General features: G+C 58.7%; 19 protein-coding genes. 13 read left to right on the top strand and 6 right to left on the bottom strand.

Annotated features, from left to right (window positions below; genetic code table 11):
- Nucleotides 1-2: 2 nt before the first annotated feature.
- From asmA to udk, 3 genes are all read right to left on the bottom strand, one after another.
- Complete coding sequence (gene asmA / locus M8014_RS09250) at nt 3-1,856, bottom strand: outer membrane assembly protein AsmA (RefSeq protein ID WP_271282196.1); 1,854 nt, start codon at nt 1,854-1,856, stop codon at nt 3-5.
- 21 nt (nt 1,857-1,877) lie between these two features.
- Nucleotides 1,878-2,459: a dCTP deaminase gene (gene dcd / locus M8014_RS09245; RefSeq protein WP_271282195.1), complete on the bottom strand. Its 582-nt coding sequence runs from the start codon at nt 2,457-2,459 to the stop codon at nt 1,878-1,880.
- A gap of 91 nt (nt 2,460-2,550) precedes the next feature.
- A complete protein-coding gene (udk, locus tag M8014_RS09240) occupies nt 2,551-3,192 on the bottom strand; it encodes a uridine kinase (protein ID WP_271282194.1) in 642 nt (213 codons plus the stop codon).
- 342 nt (nt 3,193-3,534) lie between these two features.
- Between udk and M8014_RS09235 the strand changes: the two genes are divergently transcribed.
- Nucleotides 3,535-6,864, top strand: coding sequence for a diguanylate cyclase (locus tag M8014_RS09235; RefSeq protein WP_271282193.1), 3,330 nt, complete (start codon nt 3,535-3,537; stop codon nt 6,862-6,864).
- Here M8014_RS09235 and alkA read toward each other — a convergent pair.
- A complete protein-coding gene (gene alkA / locus M8014_RS09230) occupies nt 6,832-7,698 on the bottom strand; it encodes a DNA-3-methyladenine glycosylase 2 (protein WP_271282192.1) in 867 nt (288 codons plus the stop codon). The two genes, M8014_RS09235 and alkA, sit on opposite strands and share 33 nt — an antisense overlap.
- Before the next feature lie 132 nt (nt 7,699-7,830).
- Here alkA and yegD point away from each other — a divergent pair, with 132 nt between their 5' ends.
- The 7 genes from yegD to baeR all read left to right on the top strand — a co-directional run bounded on the left by yegD (nt 7,831) and on the right by baeR (nt 20,305).
- A complete protein-coding gene (yegD, locus tag M8014_RS09225; RefSeq protein WP_271282191.1) occupies nt 7,831-9,183 on the top strand; it encodes a molecular chaperone in 1,353 nt (450 codons plus the stop codon).
- A 151-nt stretch (nt 9,184-9,334) separates the two neighbouring features.
- A complete protein-coding gene (locus M8014_RS09220; RefSeq protein WP_271282190.1) occupies nt 9,335-10,567 on the top strand; it encodes an MdtA/MuxA family multidrug efflux RND transporter periplasmic adaptor subunit in 1,233 nt (410 codons plus the stop codon).
- Entirely contained in the window at nt 10,567-13,689 is a 3,123-nt protein-coding gene (locus tag M8014_RS09215; RefSeq protein ID WP_271282189.1) for an MdtB/MuxB family multidrug efflux RND transporter permease subunit, read from the top strand. The genes M8014_RS09220 and M8014_RS09215 overlap by 1 nt, the downstream gene beginning before the upstream one ends.
- A complete protein-coding gene (gene mdtC / locus M8014_RS09210; protein ID WP_271282188.1) occupies nt 13,690-16,767 on the top strand; it encodes a multidrug efflux RND transporter permease subunit MdtC in 3,078 nt (1,025 codons plus the stop codon). It begins immediately after the preceding gene.
- Complete coding sequence (gene mdtD / locus M8014_RS09205) at nt 16,768-18,183, top strand: MFS transporter (RefSeq protein WP_271282187.1); 1,416 nt, start codon at nt 16,768-16,770, stop codon at nt 18,181-18,183.
- Nucleotides 18,180-19,583: an envelope stress sensor histidine kinase BaeS gene (baeS, locus tag M8014_RS09200; protein ID WP_271282186.1), complete on the top strand. Its 1,404-nt coding sequence runs from the start codon at nt 18,180-18,182 to the stop codon at nt 19,581-19,583. Before mdtD ends, baeS begins: the two co-directional genes overlap by 4 nt.
- Nucleotides 19,580-20,305 (top strand): envelope stress response regulator BaeR, encoded by a 726-nt coding sequence (gene baeR / locus M8014_RS09195; RefSeq protein WP_271282185.1) that lies wholly within the window; start codon nt 19,580-19,582, stop codon nt 20,303-20,305. The genes baeS and baeR overlap by 4 nt, the downstream gene beginning before the upstream one ends.
- A 9-nt stretch (nt 20,306-20,314) precedes the next feature.
- Here the strand turns inward: baeR and M8014_RS09190 are convergent, their stop codons facing one another.
- Nucleotides 20,315-21,058 (bottom strand): MerR family transcriptional regulator, encoded by a 744-nt coding sequence (locus tag M8014_RS09190; RefSeq protein ID WP_271282184.1) that lies wholly within the window; start codon nt 21,056-21,058, stop codon nt 20,315-20,317.
- Between the two features lie 114 nt (nt 21,059-21,172).
- Nucleotides 21,173-22,393 (bottom strand): diguanylate phosphodiesterase, encoded by a 1,221-nt coding sequence (locus tag M8014_RS09185; RefSeq protein WP_271282183.1) that lies wholly within the window; start codon nt 22,391-22,393, stop codon nt 21,173-21,175.
- Nucleotides 22,394-22,697: 304 nt separating this feature from the next.
- Between M8014_RS09185 and ycgZ the strand changes: the two genes are divergently transcribed.
- From ycgZ to yegS, 5 genes are all read left to right on the top strand, one after another.
- Nucleotides 22,698-22,937 (top strand): regulatory protein YcgZ, encoded by a 240-nt coding sequence (ycgZ, locus tag M8014_RS09180; protein ID WP_271282182.1) that lies wholly within the window; start codon nt 22,698-22,700, stop codon nt 22,935-22,937.
- A 137-nt stretch (nt 22,938-23,074) separates the two neighbouring features.
- A complete protein-coding gene (locus tag M8014_RS09175) occupies nt 23,075-23,392 on the top strand; it encodes a hypothetical protein (protein ID WP_271282181.1) in 318 nt (105 codons plus the stop codon).
- 38 nt (nt 23,393-23,430) lie between these two features.
- Complete coding sequence (locus M8014_RS09170; RefSeq protein ID WP_271282180.1) at nt 23,431-23,709, top strand: biofilm development regulator YmgB/AriR family protein; 279 nt, start codon at nt 23,431-23,433, stop codon at nt 23,707-23,709.
- Nucleotides 23,710-23,881: 172 nt separating this feature from the next.
- Nucleotides 23,882-25,243, top strand: coding sequence for a prephenate-dependent tRNA uridine(34) hydroxylase TrhP (gene trhP, locus M8014_RS09165; RefSeq protein WP_271282179.1), 1,362 nt, complete (start codon nt 23,882-23,884; stop codon nt 25,241-25,243).
- 249 nt (nt 25,244-25,492) lie between these two features.
- Nucleotides 25,493-26,392, top strand: coding sequence for a lipid kinase YegS (gene yegS / locus M8014_RS09160; RefSeq protein ID WP_271282178.1), 900 nt, complete (start codon nt 25,493-25,495; stop codon nt 26,390-26,392).
- Nucleotides 26,393-26,596: the final 204 nt, after the last annotated feature.

Genomic DNA, 26,596 nt, shown 5'->3' with positions numbered 1-26,596 from the left:
GACTATAACTTATCCAGCAACTTCTTCACGTCTTTGCTGTTTTTCGAATCTTTATTCTTCTCGGCCCAGTCGCCCAGCCGACGCTTCGCTTCATCCTGCAGATGTTTACGCAGCAGCTGATCCACCTGCAGGCTGTAGTGCAGCGCCTGCCAGTTGCCGTACACATTCAACGGGATCGGCGTCTCTTTCAGGAAATCGATCAGCTTACCTTCGCCGAGCCAGCCTTCCAGCACCCGGATTTTAAAGCGGGTGTCGGCCGTCTCTTTCACCAGATCCAGCGTACCTTTGCCTTCAAGGGTCAGCATCGGCGAGCTGCCTTGCATGTTTTCCAGCGCAAGCTGACCGTTGTTAAGCGACAGGTCGGTAACAAAACTGTCCAGACGGGTGGCGTTGTCAAAGTTATCCTCCACTTTGACGTTACTGCTGCGCTCTACCGCCTGCTGAACCAGTTGCTGGAAGTTAAGCCCTTCCATGCGGGTGTTGCGCATATCGATGTGCGCATCGCCCTGCCAGCTACGGCGGAACGCTTCGGCGTCGATCTTACTGCCCGCGAAATCCCCCGCCATCGTCAGGCTGCCGGTCAGGGAAATCGGATAGTCGAACGCCTTCAGAATGGTGCCAATCTCAATATTGTCGAGACGCGGCTGGAAGGCGGCCTGGGCCGTGGCTTTACGCACGTCGAGCGTGCCGGGTAGCGACAGATGCCCCTGCCCCATCTTACCGCTCAGCTCAGTGATGGTGAGCAGCCCGTTAGCGTTGCTCATCTGGCTGCTCACCTGGGTGAAGTCCATCCCGCGCCAGCGCACGCTGTTCGCCTTCAACAGAATGTCAGCATCAAAGCCACGCAGACCATTGTAGTCCGGCTGGTTGAGGTTAGAGGAGATCACCGGCCGCGTCTGCTTCGGCTGCTTTTGCCCCTGCTGGGTCGCCTCGCGATCGGCGGTTGATACTGCCGCCTGAGCCGGGAGCAGGTTTTCCAGATTGAGCTTGTCGAACTGCAGGTCGATGTTCCATTGCGGTTCATTGCTCAGGATCACGCTGGCCTGTCCGGCCAGGGTGCTGTCATTGGCCTGTAGATTGAGTTTATTGAGTTCGAGCTTTTTATGCTCTTCCTGCCACTGCGCCTGCAGATCGCCCTTGCCGGTAATGCCCTGGGTCGGCAGGTCGGCACCGGTCAGCTGCCAGCTGAGCTGCTGGATATGGGTGCTCAGCAGATGCGGATAGTCAGAGGCATCAACGTCGGCATGGAAAGAGAGGGTCAGATCGCGCTGATTGCGGTTCACGCGGGCGCTGAATTCAACCGTGCCCTTGTGGTGTTCATCCTGCTCCATCTGCAGGTTGAGATTACGCACCGTAACCTGCTCGTCGTCTTCATGCTGGAACACCAGCACGCTGTCCGCCACTTTAAGGCGGCCAATATCAAACGACCAGCCGGTATCTTCGGCTTTGTCAGGCAAGGTGTTTTCGCGCGGGGCAACAGGTGCATCGACGTTGCGCACCGCCTCGCTTTGCGGGGTGAGCTGGATAACCGCCCCTTTCAGCATGACCTGGTTTACCTGCAACTGGTGCGACAGCAGCGGGATCAGCGCCACATCCAGACGCATATTATCCGCGGCAATCAGCGGCGCAGAAGCACCCGGCGCGGTCAACGACATGCGCCCGGAAAGTATGCTGAGCTGCGGCCAGACGTGCCAGCGCAGCGGTCCGTCGAGCTTCAGCGCATAGCCGCTACGCGCCTCAACCTGACGCACCATGTAGGCACGAAAGTCATTGGGGTTAACCAGCAGAACCAACGCTGACAGGCCTGCAACCAGCACCACCAGCAAGATCATCAGCGTGGTCAGAACTCTTCTCATGGCTTCCTCTGTGGGCCGGGGTCAGTCTTTATCGATACGACTGGCGACCGCACCCTGCTGGTCGCGATATTTGGCATCCTGGCGGCGGTTGTACGGACGTACCGCCGGGTTGCTTAACGGCTCGAAGCTCAACGCGCCAATCATCATGCCCGGGCGCAAGGCCAGCGGCAGTTTACCGGCGTTGAAAAACTCCAGCACGATACGCCCGGACCAGCCGGGATCGATACGGTGCGCGGTGACGTGGACCATCAGCCCAAGACGCGCCAGCGATGAACGACCGTCGAGCCAGCCCACCAGATCCGCAGGCAGAGTGATCGATTCAAACGTCACGGCCAGCGCCAGCTCACCCGGATGCAGATAAAATGCTTCGCCGTCAGCCAGCACGATTTCGTCGCTCATCACGCGTTCCAGCGCGGCGCTGACTTCGTCCTTCGGCCCGCTCAGGTCGATAAAGGGGGCGGTATGGCCGCTAAAGGTACGAAACTTATTCCCCAGACGCACATCGACAGTCACGCCGTTAATCCGCTCTACCGGCGGGCGCGGGGTGATTTCCAGACGGCCTTCGTCCAGCCAGGCTTCAATATCTTGGTCACAAAGACGCATGCCACTTTCTCCTTTCGTGCACTGCGCCCTCGGGCAAATGCTGCCGAAGGGCGAACCCGGTTATCGTTGAACGGTACACAATTTGCGCGTGTTATTCAAAAAACTGGCTGATTTTCGCTTTCAGAATATCAATGGCGATGCGGTTTTTACCCCCGCGCGGCACGATAATGTCGGCATACTGTTTGGACGGTTCAATAAACTGCAGGAACATGGGACGGACGGTTTTCTGGTACTGGGCCATCACCGAATCCATTGAGCGGCCGCGCTCGTTGACGTCGCGCTTGATGCGGCGCATCAGGCAGATATCCAGCGGGGTATCGACAAAAATCGAGAAATTCATGGATTCGCGCAGGCGTGCGTCGGTCAGCAGCAGGATCCCTTCAAGGATAATGACCTTTTTCGGCTCAATGCGGACGGTGTCCTGAAGACGAGTGTGTTCCACATAGCTATACACCGGCAGCTCAATGGCGGTGCCGTTCTTCAGAGCCTGAAGATGCTGGAACAGCAGACTGTGATCCATCGCGCTCGGATGGTCGTAGTTGGTTTTAACACGCTCTTCCATCGACAGATGGCTTTGATCTTTGTAATAGCTGTCTTCTGGAATGACGCCGATGTGCTCATCACCGACCTGTTCACGTAATTCACGGTAAAGCGTACTGGCAATGAGACTTTTACCTGAAGCCGATGCGCCGGCGATGCCTATAATGACGCACTGATGAGACTTATCAGTCATAAATTTTGCGACCTGAGTAACCTGGATGTAAGGAAGGACGACGCCTGAGCGTCAAACGCGGCAATTATAGGGATTTCGCGGTCCCGATACCAGTCGAATAGGTTTGTTTAGCGAGACGCGTTCAAAGTGCGCGCGAATTGCCCCTGACGCAAATTTTACCGGTCAGTTTTAACGCGTTAAAGATGAATTTTTTGCAGGATAAGTATTTAATAACCCTGCGATGTCAAATTATGAGCAGACACCATATTAATTGTAAATTGTTTGTACTAGCATGATCGAAATTAAAAAATGAACGCGTCCGGAGTTGACTCCTGGCGGTATGGCGTCTTCGGATAAGCGGTAATGAATAAAAAATACCAGCGCGTTTTAGTCACTACGCCCCATCCTTTACTACGGCTTGTCAGTCTTGGTTTACTTACCTTTATCTTTACCCTTTTCTCACTCGAATTAACGCGTTTCGGCACGTTTCTCGCACCGCTATGGTTCCCGACCGCCATTATGATGGTGGCGTTCTATCGCCACGCCGGGAAGATGTGGCCGGGGATCGCGCTCGCCTGCACCTTAGGTAATCTCGGTGCCTCCTGGATGCTGTTCTCCTGGGAGATGATCAATCTCTGGTATGTGACGATCAACGTGCTGGAAGCCTGCGTCGGCGCCCTGCTGCTGCGCAAACTGCTGCCCTGGTATAATCCGCTGCAAAATCTCGGGGACTGGATCCGCCTGGCGATTGGCAGCGCCCTGATCCCGCCGGTGCTGGGTGGCGTGCTGGTCTATTTTCTGGCGCCGGGCGATGCGCCGCTGCGCAACTTTTTGGTGTGGGTGCTCTCAGAGTCGATCGGCTCGCTGGCGCTGGTGCCGCTGGGCCTGCTGTTCAAACCGCACTACCTGCTGCGTCATCGCAATCCCCGACTGCTGTTAGAAACGCTGGTCACCATGGCAATCACCATGCTGCTGAGCTGGATCTCGCTGCGTTTTCTGCCGTGGCCTTTCACCGCCATTATCGTGCTGCTGATGTGGAGCGCCGTACGCCTGCCGCGCCTTGAAGCGTTTCTGGTGTTCCTGGTGACGGTGATGATGGTGTCGCTGATGATAGCCGCCAACCCGATCGCGCTGGTGACCCAAAACGCCAGCGCGATGGTCAATGCCCCGTGGCTGCCGTTCCTGATGATGCTGATCCCCGCCAACGTGATGACCATGGTGATGTATGCCTTCCGCGCCGAGCGTAAACACATCACTGAGAGCGAAGAGCGGTTCCGTAATGCGATGGAGTATTCCGTCATCGGCATGGCGCTGGTCGGCATCGAAGGCCAGTGGCTGCAGGCTAACAAAGCACTGTGCCAGTTTCTCGGCTACAGCCAGTCCGAGCTTCAGTCCCTGAGCTTCCAGCAGATGACCTGGCCGGAAGATCTGCACAACGATGTGGAACAGCTGGAGCGGCTGCTCAGAGGCGAAATAAACAGTTATTCGCTGGAGAAACGCTACTACACCCGCAACGGCGACGTGGTCTGGGCGCTGCTGGCGGTATCGCTGGTACGTCACGCCGACGGCACGCCGCTGTACTTTATCGCCCAGATTGAAGACATCAACGACCTTAAGCATACCGAGTGGGTCAATAAGCGTCTGATGGAGCGTATTACGCTGGCCAACGAAGCAGGCGGGATTGGCATCTGGGAGTGGGACGTTAAACCGGACGTGATCAGCTGGGACAAGCGCATGTTCGATCTGTACGAAGTGCCTGCGCACATCAAGCCCACCTGGCAGCTGTGGCATGAATGTATGCTGCCGGAAGATCGCGCCCAGGCCGAACAGGTGGTGCGCGATTCGCTGGCAGCCCGCACCCCGTTCAAGATTGAGTTCCGTATCCGGGTGAAAGACGGCGTGCGCCACATCCGCGCCCTGGCGAACCGGGTGCTGAATAAGCAGGGCGAAGTGGAGCGTCTGCTCGGCATCAATATGGACATGACCGAGGTCAAAGAGCTGAACGAGGCGCTGTTCCAGGAAAAAGAGCGTCTGCACATTACGCTCGACTCCATCGGCGAAGCGGTGCTTTGTACCGATATCAATATGAACGTCACCTTTATGAACCCTGTGGCGGAAAAAATGAGCGGCTGGCTGCAGCATGAAGCGATGTCCCAGCCGATCCTCTCGGTACTGCACATCACCTTCGGCGATAACGGCCCGCTGATGGAAAATATTCACAGCGGCGATATGTCCCGTTCGGATATGGAACAGGACGTTGTTCTCCACAGCCGCAGCGGCGGCAGTTACGACATCCACTACAGCATTACGCCGCTAAGCACTCTCGACGGGCAGAATATCGGCTCGGTGCTGGTTATCCAGGACGTGACCGAATCGCGCAAAATGCTGCGCGAGCTGAGCTACAACGCCTCCCACGACGCCCTCACCCACCTGGCAAACCGCGTCAGCTTCGAAAGCTATCTCAAGCGGATGCTGCAGACCGTGCAGGAGACGCGCCAGCGTCATGCGCTGGTGTTTATCGATCTGGACCGCTTTAAAGCCGTCAACGATACCGCAGGTCACGCGGCGGGCGATGCCCTGCTGCGGGAGCTCTCTTCGCTGATGCTGAGCATGCTGCGCTCCAGCGATATGCTGGCACGTCTGGGCGGGGATGAATTTGGCCTGCTGCTGCCGGACTGCAACACGGAAAGCGCGCGCTATATCGTCGGTCGCCTGATTACGGCGATTAACGAGTACCACTTTCTCTGGGAAGGCCGTCTGCACCGGATTGGCGCCAGCGCCGGGATCACCCAGATTGACGAGCGCAACCATCAGGCGGCCGAAGTGATGTCGCAGGCCGATATCGCCTGCTACTCCTCGAAAAACAGCGGCCGCGGCGTGGTGACGGTATATGAGCCGCAGCAGGAGCGCGCGCAGAACGCCCAGGACGCCATCTCGCTGGATGAGCAGTGGCATATGATCAAAGACAACCATTTGCTGATGATTGCCCGCAGCGTCGCCTCCCCACGGATTCCTGAAAGCAGCAACTTCTGGATGCTCTCTCTGCGCCTGTGGACCAGTGAAGGAAAGATGCTGGAAGAACAGGCCTTCCGGGCCGGGCTGGCCGAGCCTGAGCTGATCCACGCCCTCGACCGACGCATTTTGCAGGAGTTTTTCCGCAATTTCGCCGCGCCGCTGACCCATAAAGGCATGGGCGTGGCTCTGCCGCTGTCGATGGCCGGACTGGCCAGTATTACGCTGGTGGATGAGTTGCTGGAGATGCTGGCCAAAAGCCTGCTCCCGTCGCGACTCCTGCATCTGGTGGTGCACGTCAGCGTGCTGACGCAGGCAGATGACAACATCCGCGTCAATCTGCAGAAGCTGCGCCATGCCGGATGCCGGATTGTCCTCAGCCACGTCGGGCGCGACATGGACGTGTTCAATCACCTCAATACTCACATGGCCGACTATCTGCTGATCGACCCGGAGCTGGTGGTCAACGTCCACGGCAATCTGATGGACGAGATGCTGGTGACCATTATTCAAGGCCACGCCGTACGGCTGGGGATGAAAACCATCGCCGGGCCAAGCAATCAACCAATCATGATGGACACCCTGTCCGGAATTGGCATCGACTATATCTTCGGCGACACCATTGGCGAACCGCAGCCGCTGGAACTGCTACTGAATACCAGCTATTTCGCCATCAACTGATGGCGCCCAGCCGTCGGTGTACCAGATGTGCAGCAAGGCGTAAGATCGCCACGGCTGCCAGCGCTCGGCATAGCGGCGGATTTGCGCAGGCGTCATGCCCGCAAAGCGCTGCTTAATCAGATAATCGTCCGCTAAAAAGACATCTTTCGCCTGCCAGCCGCGCAGGGCGAAATAGTTTGCCGTCCAGCGGCCAATTCCCGGCCGGGTTTGCAGGGCTTTCATCGCACTGTGGATATCGTCTGGCGTCTGCGTCGGAAAATCCCCCGCCACCACCGACTGCGCCAGATGAATCAACGATTCTGCCCGCTTGACCGGCATCCCCAGCGCTTTCAGCGCCAGCGGATCGGCCTTTGCCAGCGCGGCAGGTGTCGGAAAACAGACGTAGTCAGTCTGCGCCAGGGGCTCGCCGTACAGCGCCGCCACCCTCCCGGCCAGCTTCGCCGCCATCGCCACGCTGACCAGCTGGCCAAGAATGGCGCGTACGCCTTGTTCAAACGCATCCATCGAGCCCGGCAGGCGTAAACCGGGCCGCGCCTCACCGAGATCCCCGAGGGCCTGTACTATCTGCTGTGGGTCGCAATCCAGATCGAAGAGACGGGCGATGCGCGCCAGGCACTGTTCCCGGACAGGCAGGAGGCCATCGCTCAGCGTAACCTGTAACGTGCTGGCACGCAGATTTGGCGTCACGCGGATCAGTCCCCGATGCCCGCCGTAGGCAAAACTGCGCGTATAGTCGGTGGCAGTAACAGTTTCCACGCCCTTCAGCGCACGGGCGGCGAGAAAATCAAACATCCATTGCCAGTCATAGGGTGGCTGCCAGCTGAGGGTAAACATGGTTGCTCCTTTTGGGTGTTGTCACAGCATAAACGGACTTTGGCCGTTGTGCCTTGCTTTCATATTCCAGTTGTCGCCAGCCTGACATTTCGCTAAAGTCTCGCCCCTTCTCAATGGCATGGGGATCCTGCAGTGTTTATTGGATTTGACTATGGCACCGCCAACTGTTCCGTTGCGGTGATGCAAAACGGGCAGCCACAGCTGCTCAAAATGGAAAACAACAGCACGCTGCTGCCGTCGATGATCTGCGCCCCGACCCGCGAAGCGGTGAGCGAGTGGCTGTACCGCCATCATCAGGTTCCGGCCACCGGCACGGAAACGCAGGCGCTGCTGCGCCGCGCAGTGAATTTTAACCGCGACGAAGATATCGACGTGACCCCGGCCAGCGTGCAGTTCGGTCTGTCGTCACTGGGTCACTACATTGAGGATCCGGAAGAGGTGTACTTCGTTAAGTCACCGAAATCGTTCCTCGGTGCCAGCGGCCTGAAGCCACAGCAGGTGGCGCTGTTTGAAGATCTGGTCTGCGCCATGATGCTGCATATTCGCCAGCAGGCGCAGTCCCAGCTGACGGATGAAATAACCCAGGCAGTAATTGGTCGCCCGATCAACTTCCAGGGGCTGGGGGGCGATGAGGCCAACCAGCAGGCGCAGGGTATTCTTGAGCGTGCCGCCCAGCGGGCCGGTTTCCGTGACGTGGTGTTCCAGTACGAACCCGTTGCCGCCGGTCTGGATTTTGAAGCAACCCTCACGGCAGAGAAACGCGTGCTGGTCGTCGATATCGGCGGCGGGACCACCGACTGTTCGCTGCTGCTGATGGGCCCGCAGTGGCATCAGCGTCGCGATCGCGAAACCAGTCTGCTGGGACACAGCGGCTGCCGCATCGGCGGTAACGATCTGGATATCGCGCTGGCCTTTAAGAGCCTGATGCCGCTGCTCGGTATGGGCGGACAGACGGAGAAAGGCACCGCGCTGCCGATCCTGCCGTGGTGGAACGCAGTGGCGATCAATGACGTACCCGCGCAAAGCGATTTCTACAGCGTTGCCAACGGCCGTTTCCTTAACGATCTGGTGCGCGACGCGCAGGACGGCGACAAAGTGGCCCTGCTGCATAAGGTCTGGCGTCAGCGCCTGAGCTACCGGATGGTGCGCAGCGCCGAAGAGAGCAAAATCGCCCTGTCAGAGGCGGTGGAACACGCCGTAACCCTACCGTTTATCAGCGATGAGCTGGCCACCGCCATCAGCCAGCAGGGGTTGGAAGCGGCGCTTGCCCAGCCGCTGCAGCGCATTCTGGAGCAGGTGCAGCTGGCGCTGGATAATGGCAACGAACAGCCGGACGTGATTTACCTGACCGGCGGTAGCGCCCGTTCGCCGCTGATCAAGAAAGCGCTGGCACAGCAGCTGCCAGGCATTCCGATTGCCGGAGGCGATGACTTTGGTTCCGTCACCGCCGGGCTGGCCCGCTGGGCACAGGTGGTCTTTAGCTAAGTCCCCATCGCCGGGCGGTGCTGCGCCGCCCGGCACTGCCCCTAATCAGACAATTCCAGACAGTGTTCCATATTTCCTCCATTTTTCTGCTCCCCTGCCTGACTAAACTAGTATCATTTCCCGCATTGATTCAGGAAGAGTACGTATAACGATGAAAGGCCGTCAAAAATCCCGCTGGGCAATCGCCGCTGGCATCATTGTGGTGGCCCTTGCCGCCGCCTGGTACTGGCATCAACACTCGTCGGCGCCCGCCGGTGCCACCAGCCAGCCGCCGCGCGCTGCGGGCGGTGGACGCCACGGGATGCGCGGCGGTGCGCTGGCACCGGTGCAGGCCGCGACCGCCGTCAGTCAATCCGTGCCGCGCTATCTCTCCGGCCTCGGCACGATCACCGCCGCCAATACCGCCACCGTCCGCAGCCGTGTCGATGGACAGCTGCTGGCTCTGCACTTCCAGGAAGGCCAGCAGGTGAAAGCTGGCGATCTGCTGGCCGAGGTCGACCCCAGCCAGTTCAAAGTGGCGCTGGCCCAGGCCCAGGGGCAGCTGGCGAAAGATAACGCTACCCTGGCCAATGCCCGCCGCGATCTGGCGCGTTACCAGCAGCTGGTAAAAACCAACCTCGTCTCCCGCCAGGAGCTCGACGCCCAGCAGGCGCTGGTCAGTGAAAGCCTTGGCACTATTAAAGCCGATCAAGCCGCCGTCGCCAGCGCTCAGCTGCAGCTGGACTGGAGCCGCATCACCGCCCCTATTGACGGGCGCGTGGGCTTAAAACAGGTGGATATCGGCAACCAGATCTCCAGCGGGGATACCACCGGGATAGTGGTGATCACCCAGACCCACCCTATCGACCTGATTTTCACCCTGCCGGAAAGCGATATCGCCACCGTGATGCAGGCCCAGAAAGCGGGCCAGCCGCTGACGGTAGAAGCCTGGGACCGGGCTAATAAGCAGAAGCTCAGCGACGGTACCCTGCTGAGCCTCGACAACCAGATCGACACCACCACCGGCACCATCAAGCTGAAAGCGCGCTTTAGCAATCAGGATGACGCCCTGTTCCCGAACCAGTTTGTTAACGCCCGGATGCTGGTCGCCACCGAAGAGGACGCAGTGGTGATCCCGACTGCAGCGCTGCAGATGGGTAACGAAGGCAACTTCGTCTGGGTGCTGAACAGCGAAAGCAAGGTCAGCAAGCATCTGGTGAAAACGGGTATTCAGAACAGCCAGACCGTGGTGATCGCCGCCGGGCTGTCAGCGGGTGACCGCGTGGTCACTGACGGGATCGATCGTCTGACCGAAGGGGCCACCGTCGAAGTGGTCGAAGCACACAGCGCCACCCCGGCTCAACCGGCCAAACGTGAACGTAAAACCCAGGGAGCACATTCCTGATGCAGGTGTTACCACCCAGCTCCACGGGCGGGCCGTCACGCCTGTTTATCCTGCGCCCGGTTGCCACCACCCTGCTGATGGTGGCGATCCTGCTGGCGGGGATCATCGGCTACCGTTTCTTGCCGGTCTCTGCATTGCCCGAAGTGGATTACCCCACCATCCAGGTGGTGACGCTCTACCCTGGCGCCAGCCCGGACGTGGTGACCTCGGCAATCACCGCCCCCTTAGAACGCCAGTTCGGCCAGATGTCGGGCCTGAAACAGATGTCCTCGCAAAGCTCCGGCGGCGCGTCGGTGGTGACACTGCAGTTTCAGCTGACCCTGCCGCTGGACGTGGCCGAGCAGGAGGTGCAGGCCGCGATCAACGCCGCCACCAACCTGCTGCCGTCAGACCTGCCCAACCCGCCGGTGTACAGCAAAGTCAACCCGGCGGATCCGCCGATCATGACGCTTGCCGTCACCTCGTCCGCCATGCCGATGACCCAGGTCGAAGACATGGTTGAAACCCGCGTCGCGCAGAAGATCTCTCAGGTCTCCGGCGTCGGGCTGGTGACGCTCTCTGGCGGCCAGCGCCCGGCCGTGCGCGTCAAACTGAACGCTCAGGCGATTGCCGCTCTGGGGCTGACCAGCGAAACCATCCGCACCGCCATCAGCAGCGCCAACGTCAACTCGGCGAAAGGCTCCCTCGATGGCCCAAGCCGGGCGGTGACGCTCTCGGCCAACGATCAGATGCAGTCTGCCGATGAATATCGCCAGCTGATTGTCGCGTACCAGAACGGTGCGGCTATCCGTCTTGGCGACGTGGCCACCGTAGAACAAGGGGCAGAAAACAGCTGGCTCGGGGCCTGGGCTAACCAGCAGCAGGCGATTGTGATGAACGTCCAGCGCCAGCCGGGGGCCAATATTATTGATACCGCCGACAGCATTCGCGCCATGCTTCCCCAGCTGATTGAGAGCCTGCCGAAGTCGGTCAACGTTAAAGTGCTGTCGGATCGCACCACCAACATTCGTGCCTCGGTCAACGATACCCAGTTTGAGTTGATGCTGGCGATGGCGCTGGTGGTGATGATCATCTACCTGTTCCTGCGCAACGTGCCGGCGACCATTATTCCCGCCGTGGCGGTGCCACTGTCTTTGATTGGCACCTTTGCGGTAATGGTGTTTCTCGATTTCTCGATCAACAACCTGACGCTGATGGCCCTGACCATCGCCACCGGCTTTGTGGTGGATGACGCCATTGTGGTTATCGAAAACATCTCACGCTATATCGAGAAGGGCGAAAAGCCGCTGGCGGCGGCGCTGAAAGGCGCGGGCGAGATCGGCTTTACCATTATCTCGCTGACCTTCTCACTGATTGCGGTGCTGATCCCGCTGCTGTTTATGGGGGATATTGTCGGGCGTCTGTTCCGCGAGTTTGCGGTGACCCTGGCGGTGGCAATCCTGATCTCCGCCGTGGTGTCGCTGACGCTGACCCCGATGATGTGCGCCCGCATGCTCAGCGCCGAGTCCCTGCGCAAGCAAAACCGTTTCTCCCGCGCCTCTGAGCGGATGTTCGAGCGCATTATTGCCGCCTATGGCCGGATGCTGACCAAAGTGCTGAACCATCCGTGGGCGACCCTCGGCGTGGCGCTGGGCACCCTGGCCCTGAGCGTGTTGCTGTGGGTGATGATCCCCAAGGGCTTTTTCCCGATCCAGGATAACGGCATTATTCAGGGCACCTTGCAGGCGCCGCAGTCGGTGTCGTTTGCCAGCATGGCCCAGCGCCAGCAGCAGGTGGCGGAAGTGCTGATGAAAGATCCGGCGGTCGAAAGCCTGACCTCATTTGTTGGCGTCGACGGCACGAATCCGTCGCTGAACAGCGCCCGCCTGCAGATTAACCTCAAACCGCTAAGCGATCGTGATGACCGGGTGAACACGGTGATCGAGCGTCTGCAAAGCGCCGTGGCCCGGGTGCCGGGCGTGGCGCTGTATCTGCAGCCGACCCAGGATCTGACTATTGATACCACCGTCAGCCGGACCCAGTACCAGTTCACCCTGCAGGCCACCACCCTGGACGCCCTCAGCACCTGGGTACCGCAACTGGTAACGCGCCTGCAGCAGCTGCCGCAGCTCTCGGACGTCAGCAGCGACTGGCAGGACAAAGGTCTGGCGGCGTATATCAACGTCGATCGCGACAGCGCCAGCCGGCTGGGCATTTCTATGGCGGATGTCGATAACGCCCTGTATAACGCCTTCGGTCAGCGGCTGATCTCCACCATCTACACCCAGGCCAACCAGTATCGGGTGGTGCTGGAGCACGATACCCGGCAGACCCCGGGTCTGGCAGGGCTCGACTCGGTGCGCATGACCAGCAGCAGCGGCGGCATTGTGCCGCTGAGCGCGATTGCGAAAGTGGAAGAGCGTTATACCCCGCTGGCGATTAACCATCTGGATCAGTTCCCGTCCACCACCATCTCGTTTAACGTCCCGGACGACTATTCGCTGGGCGAGGCGGTCGAAGCCATTCTCGCCGCCGAGAAAGATCTCAGCTTCCCGTCCGAGATCCAGACCCAGTTCCAGGGCAGCACCCTCGCCTTCCAGGCGGCGCTCGGCAACACCATATGGCTGATCGTCGCGGCAGTGGTGGCGATGTATATCGTCCTCGGCGTGCTGTACGAGAGCTTTATCCACCCGATCACCATTCTCTCGACCCTGCCGACCGCGGGCGTCGGGGCGTTACTGGCGCTGATGCTGGCTGGCAGCGAGCTGGACGTGATTGCGATAATCGGCATCATCCTGCTGATCGGTATCGTCAAGAAGAACGCCATCATGATGATCGACTTTGCCCTTGCCGCCGAGCGCGAGCAGGGGATGGCGCCGCGGGAGGCCATCTTCCAGGCCTGTCTGCTGCGTTTTCGCCCGATCCTGATGACCACTCTGGCGGCGCTGTTAGGCGCATTGCCGCTGATGCTCAGTACCGGCGTCGGGGCCGAGCTACGGCGTCCGCTGGGGATTGGCATGGTTGGCGGCCTGCTGGTGAGCCAGGTGCTGACCTTGTTTACCACCCCGGTGATTTACCTGCTGTTCGACAGCCTGGCGCTGAAGATCAAGGCGCGTTTCCCGACGCGTGAAGAGGAGGCGTAAGTGAAGTTTTTCGCCCTCTTCATTTACCGCCCGGTGGCGACGATTTTGCTCTCGCTGGCCATTACCCTGTGCGGCGTGCTGGGCTTTCGCCTGCTGCCGGTAGCCCCGCTGCCGCAGGTGGATTTCCCGGTGATCATGGTCAGCGCCTCGCTGCCCGGTGCCTCGCCGGAAACCATGGCCTCGTCGGTCGCCACGCCGCTGGAGCGCTCGCTCGGGCGCATTGCCGGGGTCAACGAAATGACCTCCAGCAGCTCGCTGGGCAGCACGCGCATCATTCTGGAATTTAACTTTAACCGCGATATCAACGGCGCAGCGCGGGACGTGCAGGCGGCGATCAATGCCGCCCAGAGCCTGCTGCCAAGCGGAATGCCGAGCCGGCCAACCTACCGCAAAGCGAACCCGTCCGATTCGCCGATCATGATCCTGACTCTGACCTCGGACACGTACTCTCAGGGTCAGCTGTACGATTTTGCCTCCACCCAACTGGCGCAAACCATCGCCCAGATCGACGGCGTGGGGGATGTGGATGTCGGCGGCAGCTCCCTGCCCGCGGTACGCGTCGGGCTGAACCCGCAGGCGCTGTTTAACCAGGGCGTTTCGCTGGACGACGTGCGCAGCGCCATCAGCAACGCTAACGTGCGCAAGCCGCAGGGCGCGGTGGAGGACGGTTCGCGCCGCTGGCAGCTCCAGACCAACGATGAGCTGAAAACCGCCGCCGAATATCAGCCGCTGATTATTCACTACAACAACGGCGCGGCAGTGCGCTTAAGCGACGTGGCGAGCGTTACCGACTCGGTGCAGGACGTGCGTAACGCCGGGATGACCAATGCTAAACCGGCCATTCTGCTGATGATCCGCAAGCTGCCGGAAGCCAATATTATCCAGACGGTAAACAGCATCCGCGCGCGACTGCCGGAACTGCAGGAGACCATTCCTGCGGCTATCGACCTGCAGATTGCCCAGGATCGCTCCCCGACCATTCGAGCCTCGCTGGAAGAAGTGGAACAGTCGCTAATTATCTCGGTGGCGCTGGTGATTCTGGTGGTGTTCCTGTTCCTGCGCTCCGGGCGCGCAACGCTGATCCCCGCCGTGGCGGTACCGGTGTCGCTGATTGGCACCTTCGCCGCCATGTACCTGTGCGGCTTTAGCCTCAACAACCTGTCGCTGATGGCCCTGACCATCGCCACCGGCTTTGTGGTGGATGATGCCATCGTGGTGCTGGAGAATATCTCCCGCCACCTTGAAGCCGGGATGAAGCCGCTGCAGGCGGCACTGCAGGGCACGCGCGAAGTGGGCTTTACGGTGCTGTCGATGAGCCTGTCGCTGGTGGCGGTGTTCCTGCCGCTGCTGCTGATGGACGGCCTGCCGGGGCGCCTGCTGCGCGAGTTTGCGGTCACCCTGTCGGTGGCGATTGGCATTTCGCTGGCGGTGTCGCTGACCCTGACCCCGATGATGTGTGGCTGGATGCTTAAGCGCAGCCCGCCCCACTCCCAGCCGCGAACCAAAGGCTTTGGCCGGATGCTGATCGCCCTGCAGGAAGGCTACGGCAAATCGTTAAAATGGGTGCTGAACCACACCCGAATCGTCGGGCTGGTGCTCATTGGCACCATCGTGCTCAACGTCTGGATGTATATCACCATCCCGAAAACCTTCTTCCCGGAGCAGGACACCGGGGTGCTGATGGGCGGCATTCAGGCCGACCAGAGCATCTCGTTCCAGGCGATGCGTGGCAAGTTGCAGGATTTCATGAAGATCATCCGCGAAGATGACGCCGTGGATAACGTCACCGGCTTTACCGGCGGCTCGCGGGTCAACAGCGGGATGATGTTTATCACCCTCAAGGCGCGCGACGTGCGTAACGAAAGCGCCCAGCAGGTGATCGACCGCCTGCGCATCAAGCTGGCAAAAGAGCCGGGAGCGAATATGTTCCTGGTGGCAGTGCAGGATATTCGCGTTGGCGGGCGTCAGTCTAACGCCAGCTATCAGTACACCCTGCTGTCGGACGATCTCGCTGCGCTGCGCGAATGGGAGCCGAAAATCCGTAAAGCGCTGGCGGCGCTGCCAGAGCTGGCAGACGTAAACTCCGACCAGCAGGACAACGGCGCCGAAATGGCGTTGACCTATGACCGGGAAACCATGTCGCGACTGGGGATTAACGTCGAAGCCGCCAACAGCCTGCTGAACAACGCCTTTGGCCAGCGGCAGATCTCAACCATCTATCAGCCGATGAACCAGTATAAGGTGGTGATGGAGGTCGATCCGCGCTATACCCAGGATATCAGCGCGCTGGATAAGATGTTTGTGATCAATAACGACGGTAAGGCGATTCCGCTATCTTATTTCGCCAGCTGGCGACCGGCTAACGCCCCCCTATCGGTCAACCATCAGGGGCTGTCGGCGGCGTCGACCGTGTCGTTTAACCTGCCGACCGGCTCGTCGCTCTCTGAAGCCAGCGAGGCGATCGCCCGCACCATGACCCAGCTCGGGGTGCCATCAACGGTGCGCGGCAGTTTTGCCGGGACCGCACAGGTGTTCCAGCAGACCATGAACTCGCAGGTGATTTTGATTCTGGCGGCGATTGCCACGGTCTATATCGTGCTGGGCATTCTGTATGAGAGCTACGTCCATCCGCTGACCATCCTCTCGACCCTGCCCTCGGCGGGCGTCGGGGCGCTGCTGGCGCTGGAGCTGTTTGGTGCGCCGTTCAGCCTGATTGCGCTGATCGGCATTATGCTGCTGATCGGCATCGTCAAGAAGAACGCTATCATGATGGTCGACTTTGCGATCGAGGCGCAGCGCAACGGCAATATGACGCCGCAGGAAGCCATCTTCCAGGCCTGCCTGCTGCGTTTTCGCCCGATCATGATGACCACCCTGGCGGCGCTGTTTGGCGCGCTGCCACTGGTGATTTCCGCCGGCGACGGTGCGGAGCTGCGCCAGCCGCTGGGGATCACCATTGTTGGCGGTCTGGTGATGAGCCAGCTGCTGACGCTGTACACCACGCCGGTGGTCTATCTGTTCTTTGACCGCCTGCGGGTGCGTTTTTCATCTAAAAACAGAGAGACGGTAAGGGGATAAATGACTGACCTTCCGCGCAACGTTCGCTGGCAGCTATGGATTGTCGCCTTTGGCTTTTTTATGCAGGCGCTGGATACCACCATCGTTAATACGGCCCTTCCCTCGATGGCCAAAAGCCTGGGAGAGAGCCCGCTGCATATGCATATGGTGATTGTCGCCTACGTGCTGACGGTGGCGGTAATGTTGCCCGCCAGCGGCTGGCTGGCGGACAGGGTCGGGGTACGTAATATCTTCTTTACCGCCATTGTGCTGTTTACCGCCGGTTCCCTGTTTTGCGCCCAGGCCGACACCCTCAATGAGCTGATCATGGCTCGGGTGCTGCAGGGCGTCGGCGGAGCGATGATGGTGCCGGTGGGCAGGTTAACGGTGATGAAAATCGTGCCGCGTGCGCAGTACATGGCGGCGATGACTTTCGTCACCCTGCCCGGTCAGGTCGGGCCGCTGCTCGGTCCGGCGCTCGGCGGAATGCTGGTGGAGTACGCCTCCTGGCACTGGATCTTCCTGATTAACCTCCCGGTGGGCATTGTCGGGGCGATTGCCACCTTAATGCTGATGCCGAACTACACCATGCAGACACGACGCTTCGATCTGGTAGGCTTTTTCCTGCTGGCGGCCGGGATGGCGACGCTGACGCTGGCCCTTGACGGTCAGAAGGGGCTCGGGATCTCCACCCTGTCGTTGGTCGGGCTGGTGGCAATTGGGGTGATATCGATTCTGTGGTATCTGTGGCACGCCAGAGGCAATGACCGCGCCCTGTTCAGCCTGACGTTGTTTCGCAATCCCACCTACCGTCTGGGGCTGCTCGGCAGCTTTGCCGGGCGCATCGGCAGCGGCATGCTGCCGTTTATGACCCCGGTATTCCTGCAGATTGGGCTCGGCTTTTCCCCGTTCCACGCCGGGCTGATGATGATCCCGATGGTGCTGGGCAGCATGGGGATGAAGCGGATCGTGGTGCAGGTAGTGAACTACTTTGGCTATCGCCGGGTGCTGGTGGCCTCCACGCTGGGGCTGGCGCTGGTGAGCCTGCTGTTTATGGGCGTCGCCCTGCTGGGCTGGTATTACGTCCTGCCGCTGGTGCTGTTCTTCCAGGGAATAATCAACTCTATCCGCTTCTCGTCGATGAATACCCTGACGCTGAAAGATCTGCCCGATGAGCTGGCGAGCAGCGGCAATAGCCTGCTGTCGATGATTATGCAGCTCTCGATGAGCATCGGCGTCACCGTTGCCGGGATGCTGCTGGGGATGTATGGCCAGCAGCATCTGGCGGCTGACAGCCCGGTTGTCCATCAGGTGTTCCTGTACACCTACCTGAGCATGGCGCTGATTATCGCCCTGCCCGCCGTCGTGTTCGCCCGGGTTCCGGATGACACCAGCAAGAATGACGTCATCAGTCGGCGCAAAAGGAGTGAACCATGAAGTTCTGGCGTCCCGGCATTACCGGTAAGCTTTTTCTGGCTATTTTTGCCACCTGTATCGTCCTGCTGGTCACCATGCACTGGGCGGTGCGGGTCAGCTTTGAGCGCGGGTTTATTGACTACATTAAGCACGGCAACGAGCAGCGGCTACAGGGGCTAAGCGACGCGCTGGGTGAGCAGTATGCCCTGCACGGCAACTGGCATTTTTTACGCAACAATGACCGCTTTGTCTTCCAGATCCTGCGCTCGCTGGAGCACGACACTGACGACGATCGTCCCGGCGCGGGCATGCCGCCACACGGCTGGCGTACCCAGTTCTGGGTTGTCGACCAGCAGAAGCGCGTGCTGGTTGGCCCACGCGCCCCGGTACCTGAAGACGGCTCAAAGCGGGCAATCCTGGTGAACGGCGAGGCGGTTGGCTGGGTGATAGCTTCACCGGTTGAGCGACTGACGCGCAATACCGACATCAACTTTGACCGCCAGCAGCGCCAGACCAGCTGGTTGATCGTCGCCCTCTCCACCCTGCTGGCGGCGCTGGCCACCTTCCCGCTGGCGCGCGGGCTGTTGGCCCCGGTCAAACGGCTGGTGGACGGCACCCACCAGCTGGCGGCGGGCAATTTCTCGACCCGGGTGGATACCCGTAGCCAGGACGAGCTGGGCAAGCTGGCGCAGGACTTTAACCAGCTCGCCAGCACCCTGGAGAAGAACCAGCAGATGCGCCGGGATTTTATGGCGGATATCTCCCACGAGCTGCGCACCCCACTGGCGGTGCTGCGCGGCGAGCTGGAGGCGATCCAGGACGGGGTCCGCAAATTCACCCCCGAATCGGTCACTTCGTTGCAGGCCGAAGTTGGCACCCTGACCAAGCTGGTCAACGATCTGCACCAGCTTTCGATGTCCGACGAGGGGGCGCTGGCCTACCAAAAAGCGCCGGTCGACGTGATCAACATTCTGGAGGTCGCCAGCGGCGCCTTCCGCGATCGCTTCGCCAGCCGGGATCTGCGCATTGAGCTGTCGCTGCCGGAGAATGCCGTGATTTTTGGCGATCGGGACCGGCTGATGCAGCTGTTCAATAATCTACTGGAAAACTGCCTGCGCTATACCGACCCGGGGGGTGCGCTGCGCATCTCCGGCAGATGCGAAGATCAGCGTTTTGCCCTGACCTTTGCCGACACCGCCCCGGGCGTCACCGATGAACAGCTAACGAAGCTCTTTGAGCGCTTTTACCGCACCGAAGGTTCCCGTAACCGCGCCAGCGGCGGCTCCGGGCTGGGGCTGGCGATTTGTGTCAACATTGTTGAAGCCCACGGCGGGACGATCCGCGCCGCCCATTCGCCTTTTGGCGGGGTTAGCATTACAGTAGAGCTACCGCTGGAACGCGATTTATCGAGAGAAGCATGACTGATTTACCGATTGACGAAAACACCCCCCGAATTCTGATCGTCGAGGACGAACCGAAGCTGGGGCAGCTCCTGATCGACTATCTGCGGGCGGCAAGCTATGCCCCGTCGCTTATCAGCCACGGCGATAAAGTGCTGGCGTACGTGCGCCAGACGCCGCCGGATCTGATCCTGCTGGACCTGATGCTGCCCGGCACCGATGGCCTGACCCTGTGTCGCGAGATCCGCCGTTTCTCGGAAGTGCCGATTGTGATGGTGACCGCCAAAATCGAAGAGATCGACCGCCTGCTGGGGCTCGAGATTGGGGCTGATGATTACATCTGCAAACCCTACAGCCCGCGTGAAGTGGTGGCCCGGGTGAAAACCATTCTGCGCCGCTGCAAGCCCAAGCGTGAACTGCAGGCGCTGGATGCCGAAAGTCCGCTGATTATCGATGAAGGCCGCTTCCAGGCGAGCTGGCGCAGTAAGATGCTGGATTTAACCCCGGCGGAGTTTCGTCTGCTGAAAACCTTGTCGCACGAGCCGGGAAAAGTGTTCTCCCGCGAGCAACTGCTGAACCAGCTTTACGACGATTACCGGGTAGTGACCGACCGCACCATCGACAGCCACATTAAAAACCTGCGCCGCAAGCTGGAAGCGCTCGACGCCGATCAGTCGTTTATTCGCGCGGTGTACGGGGTGGGATATCGCTGGGAAGCAGATGCGTGCCGGATGGGTCAGTGAGGTAAACAATCAGGCGGCGTTTGCCGCCCCGTATGCCCTGATGGCATAACCCTGCTTTTGCCAGTGCTCCAGCTGCTGGAGCTGTTCCGGCGAAATTGCCGGCCCCGCCCAGACCAGCATTTGCTGCCCCGGGAAGAACTCCGGATGGGGTAACTCAAGCGGTTCGGCAAACACATCAATCCGCCAGCCGCGCTGGGATAAACGCCACGCCTCCAGCCACAGACCGGTGCGATCGTCAATTCCCCAGCCGATCAGTAATGCATCTCTGCCCGCTTTGATGCGCGCTTCCATCAGGCTCGACACCGCTTGCTCGATCAGAATGCCATCCAGCAGGCTGCGCATGGCGCGCGCGGTATCGCGATCGAGACTCAGGGTGTTCCGCAGGGGCTCAAAGACGTTGTCGATCAGGATATCCACGGGATGGAGCGCACAGAACGCCGCAATTTTGGCACGCAGTTTCGCAGGACTCACCTGGCGCAAGGTCCCAATCATCTCTTCCTGCAGCGCAGACCAGTCTCCCGGCTCCGGCGCTTTTCCCTGATCGAGAAGCGCTTTCACCTTCCCGACCGGCACACCACGTTCGATCCAGCGTTGGATCTCGGCAATGCGCAGAAGGTCGTCGTCGTCAAACTGTCGATGTCCGCCTTCGCTGCGCTGCGGCTTAAGCAACCCATACCGGCGCTGCCATGCCCGCAGAGTGACGGGGTTTATGCCACATCGTTCTGCAACATCGCCAATACTGTAAAAGGCCATCGATTCTCCCTGCTTAATCGATATATTCTGTATTCAAAGTAACGAATCTCACCAGGCTGTACAACCTGTAATAGTGTACAACAAAATTGTATCACTACCCGGTGAGACTATTGCTTAAATGTCCTCTGTCCGCTCAGGCCACGCGATAGCGGGGATCCCAGCGAGTTCCGGACGGGCAAACAGGTGCCCCTGGAACTGTGAAACACCGGCAGATTCGAGCCACATCCACTCTTCCGCCTTCTCAATACCGACCGCAGAGATCAGTATTTCCAGTGTTGTACAACATTTGATGATAGCCAGTACGATGGCCTGACGCGGGCCACTTTTGTGAATATCGCGGATCAGGTCACGGTTAATCTTAATCCGGTCCGGCTGGAACTGGGCCAGCAGCAAAAGACCGCCAAAACCGCCGCCGAAGTGGTCGATAGCCACACCGATCCCGGCCGCTTTAAGCTCGCGCACGCTGCCGGTGAAATCATCCAGACGCGAGATCACTTCGTTCTCGGTAAACTCCACCACGATCTGCTCGGGCACCAGCCCGTTGGCGGCAATTTCCTGCAGCAGATAGTTGACCGCATCAGGCACGTTGACCAACGTCATCGGCAGCAGGTTGACCGACAGGCTCTGCTCACCCAGCCCCAGCGCACTGGCCATTGCAAAGGCCACGCTTTTGCTTTTGAGATCTGCTGCGTAGATTTCATCCCCCTGCAGCCCTTCAAACCAGCGCTGGGCAGGCTCCCCGCTCGGCGTGCGGATCAGCGCTTCCAGCGTGACCCGCTCACGGGCCATAGGGTCAATAATCGGCTGAAAGGCAAAGCTGCACGTCTCGCTATAGCGCGTATGCAGCGTTCGCACGCTGGCGTCAGAGGTATCGGGGATAAACTCCCAGTAGTCTGCCGGTGGGATTTCGAAGTAGTTCTCGATTTCACTCTCTTCGACAAAGGTCCTGAAAAACTGCAGCGCCCGGTCGTTATAGATAAGCTGGAACCGGGTGGTTCCTTTATCCATCACCGTTTGCAGCACCTCGCGACGATCGTAGGTCCGTAAATCAAACAGCTCCATGCCAGTCTTACCGAAACGCCGCGCAGGGGAATAATCACACAGCAGTTCGACCACGTTGTGGTGACGCTCATCTGCGCAAATCGTCTGGTAGATAGCCCTCACGCTCTCATCGGGTCCCTCAAGCAGCTGAAAAAACAGCTTGCCGTTGAACAGCAAAATGCCGCTGACGCCGGCTTTGCTGTTCTTCTCATTAGCTGCAACAACCATGTCTTCCAGCACGGTAACCGGTACGTGGTCACGTAAGTGACTACGGTAAATAATGGTAGTGAGCATAAGATTTCCAATAGAGGAAGTGAATGAAACGCCACAGTATCAAATGGTTGGATATATCTCTTGATATCCTTTATCACGGGATTTTGTGCGGTACTGTTTAACACTTTAACGCGCAAAAACCGTACACAATGTACAATATTTCCTGCCTGCCCCGCAGCAAAATACAACTTTAAGCTTTTGATTATAATGCAATAGCACTTAATGATCAAAAATAAACTGTCAACCTGTACAACCAGTGTGTACAGTATTTATAAATTTACAACACGTTAACACATTAGCTAATACAAAGCATCAGGAGTGACATATGCGCGAGAACGGGTATCTACCGAATACAGCCAATGCCATTACTCAATACTTTACGAAAGCTAACCAGCCTACTCAGCAGGAGATGCTGGGACAGATTGTAGTGGAGATCCTTCGGGAGGGAAAAATCCTTAACCGAAAGTCGCTGTGCACTAAATTGCTTTCCCGCATGGACCAGGCATTGGATAAGGGAGAGGAGAGTCGCTACCAAACGCTGATTGGCCTGCTGTTTGACCGTTAAAAGAAGGACGCCTGCAGCCGCTAATTACCTTGCTTTTCGTCGGTTTTTTCTTGCAAGCAGTTTTCTTATACTGCTCTCAAAACTGACATCATGCCGCGTTTCCCTTTGCTGGAAGATGTGGCAACAGAGACGTAGTTATGAACAGAAGTGAACATGAAAGACTGACTGACGAACTTATTGGCGAAGCCACCCTTTCTCTGCTCCAGGAAAAGGGGCCGATCAGCATTAAAGGATTGCTGGAGAGGCTGAGCGCAATGCTCGCTGCAGAGCGAGATGATGAAAGACGCAGCGTACTGGCACAAATAATCCTGGAAATCTCCAGTGACAGTAACGGTGCGCCTTCGCGCAACGTCAAAAGTGAGCAGCAGGCAGGGGACAAGGACGGTCTGAACAGCAGCAACGTGTATCCCTTGTTTGGCACAAGCCAGCAATCGCGCAGCAGTAAAAAACACTGACTGCAATTATTCAGCCATTAACTAATCGGTGTGATCCTATGAGCCAGGCTATGCTCCAGAATAATGATTTTTATCAACCACTGCCAAACCCTGTGCTGTCCAATTATTTTCGTAATGCTGCGGGTTTACTGGCTGACGAATCAGCGCTGTATCATTCCGTTGTTGCCGCTATTGCGGATGCGAATGAGCCGCTGACCAATAAAGCGATCATCTTGCGCCTTATTCATGAAATTGAGTCCACCCGCGACGTTGTCAAAGCCGATATCATTCGCAAGACGCTGGAAATTATTGTCGATCACACCCTGGATGACCTCTGAGCGCCCTTCATTTAATTAAACGCTGACGGCACTGTCCTGCCGTCGGCGTTTCGTTAAATGGTTTACCTCCCTGCCCCACAGCGCTACAATGCCCGCCCTTAAAGTATGGGATCTCCTCCCGGCGCACACTCTGGTGTGGCGCATCTGACCTGTCATCAGAACGAGAACAAACATGTTTAAACCAGAACTCCTTTCCCCGGCGGGAACGCTGCAGAATATGCGTTACGCTTTCGCCTATGGTGCCGATGCCGTCTATGCGGGCCAGCCACGCTACTCTCTGCGCGTGCGTAACAATGAATTCAATCACGAAAACCTGCAGCTCGGCATCAACGAAGCCCACGCCCAGGGGAAAAAATTCTACGTGGTCGTCAACATTGCGCCGCACAACGCCAAGCTGAAAACCTTTATCCGTGACCTGAAACCGGTCGTTGAGATGGGGCCGGATGCGTTGATTATGTCCGACCCGGGTTTGATCATGCTGGTGCGCGAGAACTTCCCGGAGATGGATATTCACCTCTCCGTGCAGGCGAATGCGGTTAACTGGGCGACGGTGAAGTTCTGGAAGCAAATGGGCCTGACCCGCGTGATCCTGTCCCGCGAGCTGTCGCTGGAAGAGATCGAAGAGATCCGCACCCAGGTACCGGAAATGGAGCTGGAGATTTTTGTTCACGGCGCGCTGTGCATGGCCTACTCCGGCCGCTGCCTGCTGTCCGGCTACATCAACAAACGCGATCCTAACCAGGGCACCTGCACCAACGCCTGCCGCTGGGAATACAAAGTTCAGGAAGGGAAAGAGGACGACGTGGGCAACATCGTGCATAAGCACGAGCCGATCCCGGTAAAAACCGTCGAGCCGACGCTGGGCGAAGGCGCCCCGACCGACAGCGTGTTTATGATTGAAGAAGCCAAACGTCCTGGCGAGTACATGACCGCGTTCGAAGACGAGCACGGCACCTATATCATGAACTCCAAAGACCTGCGCGCCATCGCCCACGTTGAGCGCCTGACCCAGATGGGCGTCCACTCGCTGAAGATCGAAGGCCGGACCAAATCCTATTACTACTGCGCGCGTACCGCTCAGGTGTATCGCAAAGCGATCGACGATGCGGCAGCGGGTAAACCCTTTGACGAGAACCTGCTCACCACGCTGGAAGGGCTGGCCCATCGCGGTTATACCGAGGGCTTCCTGCGTCGTCACACCCACGATGACTACCAGAACTACGACTACGGCCACTCGATTTCAGAGCGTCAACAGTTTGTCGGTGACTTCACCGGCGAGCGCAAAGGCGACCTCGCGGAAGTGGCGGTCAAAAACAAATTCCTCGTCGGCAATAGCCTGGAGCTGATGACCCCGCAGGGCAACATCAACTTTACGCTGGAACATATGCAGAACGGTAAAGGTGAAGCGGTGTCCGTTGCGCCGGGAGACGGTCATAAAGTGTGGCTGCCGGTACCGGCAGATATCGCGCTGGATTATGCGCTGCTGATGCGTAACTTCAGCGGCGAAAATACCCGAAACCCGCACGCTAAATAATTTCAGGGGTTATTTTCCGGGCATGAGATAATTCTTAGAATTCGATCACATACCGCTGCGTTCAATACGGTTATTATTGAAAACGCTGAAAAACATAACCCATAAATGCTAGCTGTACCAGGAACCACCTCCTTAGCCTGTGTAATCTCCCTTACCCAGGCTAATTTTTTTTGTGCCTTTCATCTTCTTCCTGGCTCCCTTTTCCCGCTCTGCTCTACACTTCTTGTTAATTCAAAAGGAGTAACGAGAATGGCCAACTATCCGGCAAGTTTATTAATTCTCAACGGTAAAAGCGCCGGGGACGAACTGCTTCGTCAGGCTGTCTCTCTGCTGCGCGAGGAAGGTGTGGCCATTCACGTGCGGGTAACCTGGGAAAAAGGCGATGCGGCGCGCTATATCGACGAGGCCCACGCCCTGGGCGTGGAGACCGTGATTGCGGGCGGCGGCGATGGCACCATCAATGAGGTAGCGACGGCGCTGATCGCCCTGCCCGACGCCAACCGTCCGGCGCTGGGCATTCTACCGCTCGGCACCGCCAACGATTTTGCCACCAGCGCCGGGATCCCCGAAAGTCTGGATAATGCGCTCCAGCTGGCGATTGTCGGTAAAGCGACGGCGGTGGACATCGCCCGGGTCAACGATGAAACCTGCTTTATCAATATGGCGACCGGTGGGTTTGGCACGCGGATCACCAGCGAAACCCCGGAAAAACTCAAAGCCGCGCTCGGGGGGGTTTCTTACCTGATCCACGGACTGGTGCGCTTAGATACCCTGAAGCCGGATCAGTGCGAAATAACCGGGGAAGCGTTTCACTGGCAGGGTAATGCGCTGGTGATTGGGATCGGCAATGGCCGCCAGGCGGGAGGTGGACAACAGCTGTGTCCGAATGCGCTGATCAACGACGGTCAGCTCGAGCTGCGTATTTTCACCGGCGACGAGCTGCTGCCCGCCCTGCTGACCACGCTGACCAAACCGGAAGAGAGCCCGAACATTGTTGACGGCCAGTCGGCGTGGTTTGACATCACGGCCCCGCACGGCATGACCTTTAACCTCGACGGTGAGCCGTTAAGCGGGGAGCATTTCCGCATCGCGCTGCTGCCGGGGGCGCTGCGCTGTCGGCTGCCGCCGGATTGCCCCCTTCTGCGCTGACATTGTTGCCGGGTGGCGAGGTAAAAGCAAAACGGTAACCCGAAGGTTACCGTTTTTTGTTTGCGCCCTCTCCCTAGGGGCTGACGAATCCCCAGTAATTTTTAATCTTAAAGCAACGGAATAACGACAAGAGAATAAATCTCTTACAGCGATACCTTTGTCCGGCTGAAAATCGCCGAAGCGTTTCCTGTAGGCCGGGGCGAG

It is taken from the genome of Silvania hatchlandensis, from assembly GCF_025564065.1.
GTDB lineage: Bacteria > Pseudomonadota > Gammaproteobacteria > Enterobacterales > Enterobacteriaceae > Enterobacter > Enterobacter hatchlandensis.
Note: the sequence above shows the minus strand (reverse complement) of the source record. Positions and strands in the feature narration are given on the sequence as shown.